This is a genomic window from Bradyrhizobium sp. B120 (assembly GCF_049075665.1).
Taxonomy (GTDB): domain Bacteria; phylum Pseudomonadota; class Alphaproteobacteria; order Rhizobiales; family Xanthobacteraceae; genus Bradyrhizobium.
Map to the genome: position 1 here is coordinate 6,123,085 of NZ_CP185242.1, position 12,034 is coordinate 6,135,118.

General features: G+C 58.4%; 13 protein-coding genes. 5 read left to right on the plus strand and 8 right to left on the minus strand.

Going from position 1 to position 12,034, the window contains the following annotated elements:
* The first annotated feature begins 41 nt into the window (after positions 1-41).
* Positions 42-425, plus strand: coding sequence for a hypothetical protein (locus ACOIX3_RS28480; RefSeq protein WP_420965307.1), 384 nt, complete (start codon positions 42-44; stop codon positions 423-425).
* Here the strand turns inward: ACOIX3_RS28480 and ACOIX3_RS28485 are convergent.
* The 3 genes from ACOIX3_RS28485 to ACOIX3_RS28495 all read right to left on the minus strand — a co-directional run bounded on the left by ACOIX3_RS28485 (position 409) and on the right by ACOIX3_RS28495 (position 1,847).
* Positions 409-750 carry a hypothetical protein gene (locus ACOIX3_RS28485; RefSeq protein ID WP_420965308.1) on the minus strand — a complete coding sequence of 114 codons (342 nt, stop codon included), beginning with the start codon at positions 748-750 and terminating at the stop codon, positions 409-411. The two genes, ACOIX3_RS28480 and ACOIX3_RS28485, sit on opposite strands and share 17 nt — an antisense overlap.
* 303 nt (positions 751-1,053) lie before the next feature.
* Positions 1,054-1,281, minus strand: a complete 228-nt coding sequence (locus ACOIX3_RS28490; protein WP_420965309.1) for a hypothetical protein — start codon at positions 1,279-1,281, stop codon at positions 1,054-1,056.
* A 56-nt stretch (positions 1,282-1,337) separates the two neighbouring features.
* On the minus strand, positions 1,338-1,847 hold the full coding sequence (locus tag ACOIX3_RS28495) for a hypothetical protein (RefSeq protein ID WP_420965310.1): 510 nt from the start codon (positions 1,845-1,847) through the stop codon (positions 1,338-1,340).
* A gap of 330 nt (positions 1,848-2,177) precedes the next feature.
* On the opposite strand from ACOIX3_RS28495, the gene ACOIX3_RS28500 reads away from it, so the two are divergent.
* Positions 2,178-3,989 (plus strand): patatin-like phospholipase family protein, encoded by a 1,812-nt coding sequence (locus ACOIX3_RS28500; protein WP_420965311.1) that lies wholly within the window; start codon positions 2,178-2,180, stop codon positions 3,987-3,989.
* 80 nt (positions 3,990-4,069) lie between these two features.
* Here the strand turns inward: ACOIX3_RS28500 and ACOIX3_RS28505 are convergent, their stop codons facing one another.
* Complete coding sequence (locus tag ACOIX3_RS28505) at positions 4,070-4,345, minus strand: hypothetical protein (RefSeq protein ID WP_420971813.1); 276 nt, start codon at positions 4,343-4,345, stop codon at positions 4,070-4,072.
* A gap of 215 nt (positions 4,346-4,560) precedes the next feature.
* On the opposite strand from ACOIX3_RS28505, the gene ACOIX3_RS28510 reads away from it, so the two are divergent.
* Positions 4,561-6,411 carry a recombinase family protein gene (locus tag ACOIX3_RS28510; RefSeq protein WP_420965312.1) on the plus strand — a complete coding sequence of 617 codons (1,851 nt, stop codon included), beginning with the start codon at positions 4,561-4,563 and terminating at the stop codon, positions 6,409-6,411.
* Positions 6,412-7,176: 765 nt separating this feature from the next.
* Here the strand turns inward: ACOIX3_RS28510 and ACOIX3_RS28515 are convergent.
* The 4 genes from ACOIX3_RS28515 to ACOIX3_RS28530 all read right to left on the minus strand — a co-directional run bounded on the left by ACOIX3_RS28515 (position 7,177) and on the right by ACOIX3_RS28530 (position 11,029).
* A complete protein-coding gene (locus ACOIX3_RS28515; protein ID WP_420965313.1) occupies positions 7,177-8,517 on the minus strand; it encodes a type II toxin-antitoxin system HipA family toxin in 1,341 nt (446 codons plus the stop codon).
* A gap of 59 nt (positions 8,518-8,576) precedes the next feature.
* Positions 8,577-8,981, minus strand: a complete 405-nt coding sequence (locus tag ACOIX3_RS28520; protein ID WP_420965314.1) for an XRE family transcriptional regulator — start codon at positions 8,979-8,981, stop codon at positions 8,577-8,579.
* 685 nt (positions 8,982-9,666) lie between these two features.
* Complete coding sequence (locus tag ACOIX3_RS28525; protein ID WP_420965315.1) at positions 9,667-10,329, minus strand: hypothetical protein; 663 nt, start codon at positions 10,327-10,329, stop codon at positions 9,667-9,669.
* A 487-nt stretch (positions 10,330-10,816) separates the two neighbouring features.
* On the minus strand, positions 10,817-11,029 hold the full coding sequence (locus ACOIX3_RS28530; RefSeq protein ID WP_420965316.1) for a DUF2188 domain-containing protein: 213 nt from the start codon (positions 11,027-11,029) through the stop codon (positions 10,817-10,819).
* 394 nt (positions 11,030-11,423) lie between these two features.
* Between ACOIX3_RS28530 and ACOIX3_RS28535 the strand changes: the two genes are divergently transcribed.
* Positions 11,424-11,693, plus strand: a complete 270-nt coding sequence (locus tag ACOIX3_RS28535) for a hypothetical protein (RefSeq protein ID WP_420965317.1) — start codon at positions 11,424-11,426, stop codon at positions 11,691-11,693.
* 27 nt (positions 11,694-11,720) lie between these two features.
* The gene (locus ACOIX3_RS28540) at positions 11,721-12,002 is read left to right on the plus strand and encodes a hypothetical protein (RefSeq protein ID WP_420965318.1); all 282 of its coding nucleotides are present in this window, start codon (positions 11,721-11,723) and stop codon (positions 12,000-12,002) included.
* The last annotated feature ends 32 nt before the right edge of the window (positions 12,003-12,034 follow it).

The following is a 12,034-nucleotide window of genomic DNA, read 5'->3' on the forward strand; positions in this document are numbered from 1 at the left end:
GCATAGCATCCGGGTCGATGTCAACGCGGAGTGGGGGGACAATGGATTTCATTTATTTCAGAACCGACGATGCCGTCGCAGCGCAACGAGCGGCGGAATTTCTGCCCGAGGGCAGGCAATACACAATAGACAACAAGTGGAGCGTGCGCGTCGATAATCCGCATACGACGGGGATGCAGAAGCACAGCTACATCCAACTTAAATGGCAAGAGATCGCCGTCGCTTATCAAGACGGCACACCCAGCCACGGTTCCGACCTATCAAAGGTCCCAAGCTGGGTGCTAGACAAGGCTAAGGGGGCAATCACCGAAAGCTTCGTGGTCGTCGAGCGAGTGCCCGCGGCGGTCATTGCCGAGCCTCTAGGACATGAACTGACGGTACAGCAGGCAGTTGAGAACTTGTCCAAGACTAGCCGGAAGCAGTAGAAACCTTTTTCTTCGAGCCTTTCGACTTCTCGATGATCTCGTACTTCCGGTTATCACCTGGGAACTGGACGTATTCCTTATTGCCGTCGTGCCAGCGCAGGTACCGGAAGTTCTTGTGTGCGGTTACGTAGATGGCGCGCAACGCTTCCCGCGCAACATCCCTGTCAACACCTTCCTGTGAGAATGCGTTGTACAGGATCGTCCAGGCTACGGCGTATTCGTTGTAACACCGGTCATCAGTCGCGCCGAAGATGATGTCGGGCTTGAACCTCACCTTCTCAAACTCGTCGGCTATCTCGTCGACCGCACCCCAGCATGAAGACATGACAAGCGCCTTCGGACTGTAACGGTTGTCTGTGAATATCTGGACGAAGTCGGGCCAGTCGATCGATGTGTCATCGGTGAGGCTGATTCCTCTTCACGCCCATGACAGGAAACGTGCAGCACATTGCAATGCAGCTTTGCGGCGCGAGCGACCGCTTTCTTGAAATGCTTCGCGTCGACCGCATAGACGAGCCGGGCGTCGATGCTGAGCAGCTTGGTCAGGTTATAGGTGAGCGGGCCATCCAACTCTTCGGAATAGAAATCCTGCGGCCCGCTCGATTCGACAATGAGTACCTTCACTTTCTCAATCAATGTTCGTTCCCTGTCCGGTCAGCGCGACCGCCGGCTCTCGTATGTAGTTTTCTATATGCACCGCCCCCTGTCGCCGCTCGATCTCCGAGCAATTCCGGCACTCTGCGTTCACTTGCTGGTGCCGCTCGTCAGAGCCGTAGATGGCCTCGGTAAGCTGACGGTCGGTAATGCCGGAACGGCGACGGACGATGTAAACAATCACTTCGCGTAATGTAGTCATGTAAGCCTCCGTTATGGGGACTTCCTAGGTATCGGCACAAAAATCGAAAAGATAGTTCACCTCCCGGATTTATTTTCTGTTTGTTGCTTGGCTCCGGCTCCCGCCAGCTCACCCAGCCTGGCGATGAGCATACCGATCACCACGCTCAATGCGTTCTGCGCATCCTCAGTCTCAAGTTCGTGCTTCCAGTCCGGCACCCAGTAAACGATGCGGCCCAGCAGCTGCTTCGTATCGGTCGGCTCAATGCGGTGAGCGAGCTTGTTTCGGAGCGTATTCCACGCCTCCACCACGTCCCACATTGACTTGGGCTCGCCGTACTTGTCGTCCGTAACATCGCCAAAGACCGCCCGAGCTACACACAGGAGATTGAAAAAGGTGAGATGGCTTTTGCGGAGCTGGGCTGGGTCCTGCAGCGCGGCGTCGAGCTTTGCCCGGATCAGCTCTTCCAGCACCAGGTGCCCCTTGAGCACGAGCAGTGTCCCGTCCTCCGTGCGGGTCTCGATTTTGTGCAGTGCCGTTCTGATCTGCACGTAGGCGGCCGCGTGGGCCGGTATGTCCTCAACCATAGGGCCTACCTTGCGTTGTTCTTACTGAGCTTCCGGCGCGTGACCGTCACTTCAACGCACTCCCAGTCCTTCTGATGAGGCGCCGTAATCCGTGCTAACGCCTGCAAGCATCGTCAAGCCATAGCGGGCCGCTAACATACCACGATTGGCCTTCTTCGAACCCTCGATGCCACTCGTGTCCCCGTCCCTGGAGCGGATAATCTTGTCGAGACGCTGCTTATTCGCCTGACGGTAGAACAGCCGAGCTGTCTCGACTTGAAGGAAAACAGCACCTTCGGTACGTTCTAGTGGGGCCTAGCCCCGCGGCTGTCGTTATAGTGGGGCTCAACCATGAGTGATGCGGACGACCGGATCGGACTGGCGCTGTCCGGTGGAGGATTTCGGGCAACCTTATTTCACCTCGGCGTAGCGAGGTTTCTATTCGAAAGTGATCTGCTGAAACAGGTCAAGCTGGTCAGTGCGGTCTCTGGCGGCAGTATTTTTGCGGCGCATCTCATCCTAAATTGGGAGAGATACACCGGTTCAAAAGAAGACTTCGAGGCCGCGGCACGCGAAGTCTTGGATTTTGTCAAAACCGACATTCGCGGGCGGGTGCTTCGGCGTTGGCTGCTCGGCTGTTCCACCGTGCTGCCACGTTTCGCAATTCCGAAGGATGGGCGGTGGTCACTTGTCAATTTGTTGCAACGTCAATATGCGGGCCTATTTCGATCGGCGGCGACAAATCGTGAAGCAACTATCGGCGATCTTCGATGCGACGGCCGTCCAGCAGTGAGATTTAATTGTACAAGTCTTTCGGCCGGGGACCCATGCTATTTCGATCAAGCCGGCTTCGGCTGGTACAAGGATTGCGTTATAGAAAAACCGATAGAAGCGCTCGGCTTGCCGGTGGCCTATGCGGTCGCAGCTTCTTCGGCATTCCCGCCTTTGTTTCCACCGGTCGAAATCTCACATGTTACGCTGTCCTGCAATCGAAGTGATTTTGGTGACGACCAGTGCCTCACAGATGGCGGCGTCTTTGACAACTTGGGCATCGGGGGTCTGGTCGCAAAATATGTGAAAGGTAGGTCGGGCCGCGAACAAGACATACCGCTCGGATCCATCATCATCAGCGACGCCGAGGGAAATTTCGATTCGGATTTCGACACGAAGTACTCGTTTCCTGTAAACCGCAATGTTAGAGCCAGCGATCTTCTCATGAAGCGGGTAAGCGTTTTGCAGCTTGAGGAATTGCAAAGGCACTCGACAGGGACCACCGGGCAGGCAGGAATTCCGTTTGTTCGAGTTAAGATAAGGGAGTCAATTCGCGATTTAAATGACAAAACGGTTCTTTTGCCGGAAGCTCAGCGTGCGCTGATCAATGTGAGAACCGATTTGGATTGCTTTACGCCGGAAGAGGCTACCGCGCTCATCGCCCATGGTTATAGCAAGGCCCGTGAAGCCCTGCTCGACAAGAAGCCCAACGCCGCAACGTTTTCTTGGGATCCATTGCGAAATTGGAATGCGGTGAAGGTTCTCCCCGCAAAGGAGTTCCAGCGTTCAGCCGAGAGAAAGTGGAGATTGTGGTCGCCAGGTGATCCGGTGAGCTGGGTTACCGGGTTGTACGCCGTTTTCGTATGCGTTCTCCTCGCGACTCCCACTCTCCTCTTCGCAGTGCAATCCTCGATCGACGCCCAAAAGGCTGCCGACGCTGCGAATGCCGCGATTGCAGCCCAGGCGGCCAAGGAAGCTGCGCAAGCGCAGGCGGCAACGGCGCAGGCTGCAAAGACTGCTGCGCAAGTGCAGGCACTTGGCGCTGCTGTCTTTCAGATTCAAACGTTGATGGGTTCGGCAAGCAGCGGCTGCTCAGGTGGGCCGCACGGGGTGCCACCTGAGCCTGGCTGGCCTGGTTTGCAGGCGCACGGAAGCAGTGCTGTGAATGCGCTGAACGAAGCGAAATTGTCTTTGACAAAACGTCAGACGTCCGAAGCGGCGCAACAGATCAATACTGCTCAGGCTGAGTTGGACGCGTTAGTCAACGGTTTGCATAAGAGTTGTTCTGGCGGCTCTAGTGGAGAGGATCCGACTAGCTATGGTGATTATCTGGCGGTCAGGGCTAGAATTCAGGAGGGCCTGAACCAGTTGAAGGGTTCATTGGGAAACTAGCCGCGCACCAACAGCTTTCGCTGCGCCGCGCAGATAGTCCGGGTGATGGTGGCCATAGGTCTCGCGTAACGTCTTCTCGCTCATACCCAGGAACCCCGCTGAGCCCCGTGCTGCATCAGCCACGTCGCTGCGGTATGTCGAAGGGTGTGGGGCGTCACGTTGCCAGTGGTCACGTCTAGGCCGGCAATCCGCACCCCAGATGCAAAGCCAGTTTTGACCGATGCCACAGGCCTGCCATTCCACTCCACGAAGTGGCCCTTCGCGATACCTAGCCGCGACCACCTCCGCAGATGGGCCAGCAACCGACTTGGCAACGGTACTGGCGTTTGCCGCTTCATGCTGACCCGCTTTCCCATCGCGAGCCGGTAAAAAATCCCGTTCTGCAAATCGACAAATGACTTTCAACCCGGAAAGGCGAAGCGGTAGCAATGGCACCCGCCCGCGTGCCGGTGTACAGGTTTGCAGCGGGCTATCCGGCAAAACTAACTCTCAACTTTAGGAAGAACATCGGATAAGGTGCAGATCCAAAGCGTTGCCACGGGGAGATGGACCTGTGCCATCGTCACGCATCATGAGCGACGGCCAGGTGCGCGCGGCGCAATACCTGCGCATGTCGACGGAAAATCAACAATACTCGACTGAGAACCAGCAGAATGCGATTGCGGAGTATGCTGAACTGCATGGTTATGCGGTCGTCGCCTCATACATTGATGCTGGAAAAAGTGGTCTTTCGCTGAAAGGTCGAGATGCGCTGAAACAGCTGCTCAGCGATTCGCTTGCGACGCCGCGCGCTTTCGATGTCATCCTGGTTCTTGATGTCAGCCGCTGGGGGCGGTTTCAGAATCCCGACCAGGCCGCTCACTACGAGTTTCTATGCCGACAGGCTGGCGTCCGCGTCGTGTATTGTGGTGAACCGTTCGGGGAAGATGTCGCTCCCATCACAACCATCATCAAGCACCTGAAGCGCGTTATGGCGAGCGAATATAGTCGCGAGCTTTCCGGAAAACTGTCGCGGGCGCATCGGCAGCAAGCGCAACTTGGCTTCCGCCAAGGCGGCGGGCTACTCTACGGTTTCAGGCGGCAACTCGTGGACGCCAAGCGAAGGCCGAGGCAGATCCTGAAGAGAGGCGAGTACAAGGCTCTCAGCCAAGACAAGGTGGTGGTCGTCCCGGGTCCCGCCGAAGAACTTGAGGTGATCAGGCGCATATTCAAGCTCTACGCACGTAACAAGATGTCCATTTATGAGATTGCACGACGGCTCGCGAAGGCGGGCGTGAAGGCTTATGGTGGCAAAGCGCTTTCGGAGACGACCATTCACAGGATCCTCGCCAGCGAACTCTGTGTGGGCCGGATGACCTACAATGTCACCACAAAACGGTTGCAGGGCCACGCGACAAAGAACCCGGAATCGACGTGGACGCGTTTTCAAGCATTCGAACCGATCGTATCGCCTGCACAATTCCGCAGGGCACAGGAGCGTTTGGCTGTCGGCAACCGGCGTTGGGACAAAGAGAAGATCATCGCATCGCTGAAGCGACTGCTCGAAAAGAACGGGCATCTATCCCAACGGCTGCTCAACAGCACCGATGGCGCTCCGTCCGCGGACACTATCGATCGCCACTTGGGCTCGCTTTGTACTGCCTACGCCGCCGCCGGCTACGATCCCACCACCAGGATTTTTTTTGGCAACAACGGGAGATATTGGACGGAAGCTGCCGTCATCATAGGGCTGCAGCAGCTTCATGCCGCGAAGGGCCGGATCTCGAACCGGCTTATCGAATGCTGCCCGGACTTGCCGTGTCCGAGGCATATCCGCTTTCGCTTCGGTTCCCTCGCGAATGCGCTGCGCAAGGCGGCACTGCCCGCGCCAACCCATGGCGAGATACAGCGCGACGGGTGGAGACGGAGGAAGGACGGCGGCGGCAACAACTATATTCATGGCGTCCGCTGGAGTGACGCGGAGCTTCTGCAGGCCTTGCGCCGCCTTCACAGCGAGCACGGATATGTAACGCAGAATCTTCTCGACTGGGATGAGGATACGCCCGGCGCCTATCATTTCGTGAAGCGATTTGGTTCGTTCACCCAGGCGAAGGCCTTGGCCAAGCTGCCGCTCGAGACGCATTCGCAAATCATGCTGGCGGCCTGCCAGCGCAAGCGTCATGGCAAAACAATCAGGCGTCAGCGGCGTCATCCGGGGCAGCGTCCCAAACTTGGCTATCGCACGGATGACCTCTTGCTTGGGCTCAAGCGCCTCGTGGAACGCGAGGGTGCCATTTCCGCGCGTCTGATCAATGACGATCCAGACTTGCCTTGGTCGGCGACCGTGGCTCGCCATTTTGGGAAGCTATCCAAGGCCTATCAGATGCTCGGTCTGGTCCGCCTGGAGGGTAAGCCGGCACGATTTGGCTTGCCGCGAAGATAAAGCCATATGCGACGTACGCTCGGAGTTTTGCCCCTCTGCAAGGTGGGCCGATCCTCATCGGTCATATTGCCAAGGTTGAGCGGTCTAATCCGACCCGGACCCCATCAGCCGACCTATCCGGCGCATGGTCCTCTCGACCGTGCCGTCCTTGAGGCGCACGATTTCGATATAGATGTTGCGACCCGACTTCTTCTATAGGCGATCCAACGAATCGCGGTCTTCCGCGGCGATGACGGGGTTCGTGCACTGCCAAACACGGACTGCGACCCTCCCTCCCCAGCGCGAGGCTGCCAAGCATGATCGCCGGCTTTCCGAGCTATGGTGGTCGGCCACATGGCTGGCTGCGCAGCTACTTGAAATCAGATGCAACAAAAATAACGCGCAAGGAATCACGAATTCAGCTTTCCAGGACCTTCGAATTGCTCACAGGGTGTGAAACTGATTTCAGCTCGCGATTGCCGACATTTTCGTCAACCGCGAAGCCGAAGTCAGCAGGTGCCGGGAGCACCCGTCGGCCAGCGTACCGATATTCTCGTGAGCGCAGTGCGCCAGCGCCTCGACGGCGAGACATTCGACTCGGCCTCCGCCGTCCTCGAAAACACAGAGGGGGGCGAGTGGGGATCCGACCGACGGCCATCGCAAAGACTTCAATAGGGCTATCTCTCGATGGAACCAAGACGGAGCTCGAGCGGCGGCCTTTTTGTGTAGCTCGCGGGCATCGTGGTTCGGTCGGTCGTTATCGAATGCCACGTTCAGAGGTTATGATCACCGGGCCGAATTCCGCTGACGCGCGGTCGAGGGCTTCTTCGCCACGGTCTCCTTCGTCGCCTCTTGCCGGCGATCGGCGTCAGCATCTCCCAAGCCAGCCACGCTGGGAATGATCGGCTGTCCCAGAGCCAGGGCCCGCTCGACCTGTGCATTATCCATCGCAGGAGCAATGGTCCTAAGTTCGGCAGCCGTCATTGCTACTTTGCTGCCAATCGCGCGCCATTCATTTTTGATTGTGGTCGCCATTGCCAATGCAATGGATTTAGCGGCGCTGGTATCGACATCGAAAAAGGGAGCCGCGTCGATCACCGCGTCGATGTCGAGAACGTTGCCATGCAGCTCGGAGATTGCCGTCTTCAGTCTCGTGCCGATCTCCGGAACGGGATTGACGTCAAACGCCGGCGACAAGCCCCATTTCCCGGCGCCACGATAAAGGAAGCCGAGATTCCGCAGATGGTCATCGGTATTTTGGATGAGCACATTAAACATCATCCGTCGAAAAAGCTCAGCCATGTCAGCCTTCGGCTCTTTCGACCAGACTCGCATCTGCATGGCTACGTCGACGTAGTTTCCCGGCTCGGCCCCAGGTAAACCCATGAAGGTTTGCCCCGAAATGAAAGGGATCCGCGCTCCTTTGTCATTGCGATCAAAACGTTTGACGATCGCCACTGGAAACTGCAGGCTGCTTGGCAGGACGTCCGCCTTCGAAGCAGAAATTCCGACGCGTTCGGCCAATCTGAGCGCCATGACTTCGGCGCGCGCGATAGCGTACTGATCGTCGATCTTGGCTAACTTCACGATCCACAGCGAGCCGTCTTCTGCCCTGGCGTTGACCTTTGGTCGCGCGCCGCCCAGCGATCCGATGGCGTTCCGCAGAAGGTCTCCACCGACCGTTCGGGCGCGGTTCTCCCGATAGAGAGTGGGGTCATTCTCGAAAGCTCGCGCCTCTACGACGATCTGCTCGAGGTCGAGAAGCCGCGGGATAATCACTTGTTCCGGACCGGACTTCGGCGGCGCCAGGGCGGTCGCATTCTTGTCGGGACTATCGAAATATCTGAGTGCGCCGGAACGCAGGAAGTCGTCGGCCTCCAGCAAATCGAGGTCTGTCAACGTACGACCTCCGAGCGCCATCTTGATGATGGCACGTCCCCAGGAATCGGGCGTGCCATCGGCGATGGGAGCAGGCAACGATGAACCGTCGTTTGCCTTGTTGGTGTAGATCGGGACCAGGCTGAGCGGGATGCCGGGAGCTATTGCGAAGGCCTCTGCACGCGCAATCCAGCTGGGATCATAGGTGAACGCTGAAGTCTCCCGTCCGCCCGGTTCTGCGTCGACCATCAATTCGCCGACAGGAATGCCGGCGGCACCAAGTCGGACAAATATGTTCCGCGTAGGCATCAGAATCCTACATAGCTGTTGTCGTCAATTTCCGACTCTCTCGGGCTTTCGGCCTTTGTCTTGGGCTCCGACCGGGCGCCGTTGATCCGCTGTATGCGACGAGGAGCTTCCTGCCGGGTCAGCATCATGCCGACATCGTCCTTCATCGGGTCAGCGAGCTCGCTGACCGCGTTGAGGCGTCCCAGGACGAACATGGCCATCGTGAGAATGTTCAGTGCAATGCCGGGATCGCCACGCTCAAGCCGGTGAAGTGTGGCCCGCGACACTCCCATTTGTTGGGCGAAATCCTCGGCTGCGATCCGCCGCCGGCGCCGGGTAAGTGAAATGTCACGACCGAGCTTCGCCAGGGCGCGGACCACCAGCGGGTAAATGACGGATCCGGTTCGGGCCGCGTTCTCGCTCATGTCGCATATCCAAGTCATTGTGCAATCTTATGTTTCAACTGCGATACACACCATAAACCAGAATAGGCAGCAGAAACACCGTGATTTTTGCTCATGCTCCTGGGGACGCAGCCTGCATCAAGAACGTCCCTCCAGTAGTGACAAGGTCTTTCGCGCTCATCGCCGTGTGTATGGCGTCGCTCCTAACCCTTCCCGCATTCGCCGCGGCGCCTCTTGCCCATCGACCACAAGGTCGCCTGTCTTGTTCGACGCCAGGCGGATCACGGCCGTCGTAGCCCCGCCGACCAGCGAATTTCGCGTCGACGCCGAGACCCTGCGCCTTCGCCGCAGATCTTCTTTCCGCTGCCCGCCAGATTGTCGCCGAACGGACCGAAGGTCCCTGTCATCCAGGTGCTCGGCATCTTCGCCAACCTGATACCAAGTTCGTGGACGACGTCCTCAAGCTCGCGGGTCGTTGCGATCCGTCGCTGAAGGCTGCGTCGCCCGAGTTTTGACAAAAAACAAACGTCTCGACATAAGCCGCTCGAGAATCTCCAGGTGAGCGGTCAGGTTTGGTTCGTCCCAGCTTGGTGGCCGGTCTGTCGGCAGTGGCACGTCAGCTCTCCTGGTTGGCCAAATGTACCGCGAAGCTGCAATTCGCTCCGGCGGCCCGCCTCACCGCTCACGGACGCGCAACGGCCGACAATTAGTCCCAGCAACATATCCCTGTTTGCATCCACCTGTCGTATTCGGCCAGCGTGAGGCTCGGAAAATTGGCCGACTCTGGATCGTCCGCCCGCATCTTCCGCATTTTTCCGCAGATGGCGTGGACCGATGCCTGCGAAATCCCTAGGGCCGCGCCTACGGCATATTCCGCTTCCGTCGATGGGCCTTTGCAGTCGCGGCCCTTCGCCAGGTCACGCTCTCCCCTGTAAAGAGCTTCTACAAAGTGATCCCACCATGGCCACGATTTGAATGCCTGTCGCCTCTGCTGGGGTAAGGCAGCCTCGTCGAACAGAGGCTGGAGAGCGCCGATGGTTTCCAATATTGCGGTGTCTAGCGGACGGTGCGGTTTGACGACAGGGCGTCCGCGACCGGAAACACGCTCCATGCGACTGCGTGCCGCCTGTGTCACGCCAAGCGACTCCAAATGCAGGATATCGCCTTTTTTCCATTCGTGGCGGCGCCGATATGCGGCAAGTCGTTGACCGCGATAGTGTTGCTGCTCAAGCCTTTCCAACCAGGCGATGATCGACTTTTGAAAATGGGCAATCAGCAAGACGGCACCCGCAACAAGATATTGGCCAGCTGCCTGCGCGTTTTCTTCCCGCGTGTCGTCACGCACGATTGAGGGTTGAACGTCATCCATCTGCTCACCTCGATCTTCGAGTTAGGTACCTGGGCAGGATGTCCTGTTCGCCACACGGAGGCACGATAATCTAAGTCTTGACTCAATCATCGGGCTTTGGCCAGAATCCGGCTTGAGCCGATGGCAGCCCCTCGCGTCGGGTCAAGGCCGCGTAGCGCCTCGCGGGCTTGACCTTGAGGCGGTCGGGATGGCGAAGCTCTTACTGCGGAGCATGCGACATGCACCCGGAACGGCACCAGTGATAGCGATGCCGCAGGCAGATGTCGGGCCAAGTGCAACCCCGAGACCGGTCAGAACGGCACCCGGCGCACGCATCAGTGATAGCGGTGCCGTAGGCAGTTGCTTGACCGAGTGCCTCCGGCGAGGCGTTCATTGTCAAGCGTGAAGGATCGTTACCGCAGGCGGAGACGCAATTCCCGCGCGCGGGATCTGCGCGTGGCTCCGGGCATCACCTAGAGCCTGGCCGAACGGCACGCCCACCGAATGATCAGGCTTTACGCCACTTGTCGGGCTTGCCGACGTTCGTATGCTTGACCCGCTCGACAATCGGGCTGCGGCCGGGATTGAGCTGACGGGCACGTTCGATCGCCTCGCGTTGGGTCGGCTTCACATCGCTGGCGCGCTCCGAGCCGCCACGGCGAACCGCATAATCACCCTGATCGCGGCGCTCGACGTAAAGTTTGTCCTTGTTATTACTCATCGGGAAAACCCCTTAAGATTGCTAAGCCGTCAAAATGGGGAGCGGCTGGCGCCTTTTTGAAGGCCTGCCGAAAAAAGAATCCGCTTGCGCGGGCGCGACTCAGTGCGGGTGATTCCCGATTCGAGTAATGTCCAAGGAAAGCGAACGGGGTACCGGGAAATCGCCCGGCCGCTTGGAGGTGGGAGGCCTGCGCAGGGCCTTTGCTGGTCCGCTGGAAGGCGCAGCCCTAAGCGGACCAAGTGTAGGGTTTGGGAAGGCTTCCCTTCCCGATCCGGTGTTGCTCGCCGGACACAGCGGCAAAAGCCGCCCTCACTACGAGTGAGCGTCAGTAGTGAGGGCGACGGCTGGCCCAACGCGGTCGTAGAATCGCCGTCGATTCGCAGGGAGTGCCCCAATGCAAATGTTCAGCGCCGGCGACGTCGTCAGGTTTCAGGCCTATACGCAGGACGCGGCGCAAGCCGACTACGCGACAGGTACCGTGCTGACGGTACGCGCGGACATTCCGCTGCTCGGGGAACGGGTGGACGTCGATTTCGGCGGAGTGATCCGGCGAGGCGTCGAGACTGGGCGTCTCGAGCTCGTCCGGCGCGCGCCGAAGGACGCTTACGACGCTCGCTGGACCGAAGATCCCGACGAGGCCGTCGCCCGGTGTGAGAAACGCTGAGAAAGCGAAAGAAAAGAGGAAATAGCGATGGCCTACAAACCGACCAAGATCGACACCAGCGGCGATACGCTGGTGACTGGCTTCAAAAACCCTGGCGCCTCTAACGACGGCAGATTTGCCCGGATGGCATTTGTCACCCAAGACGGTACGGAAGTGCCCATCAAGATGCCAGGTGAGCTCATCGACAAATTTTTGCCTGACCTCATGAACCTTGCCGCCGAGTGCGAGAGGCGGCGCAATGCCGGCACCAACCCGGCTAGGGTATTTCAGATCAAGCAGGGTGATGTTGTGAAGTGGACCCTATGCTGAGGACCACCGGGTCCGGTTTCTTAAGTGGAGCT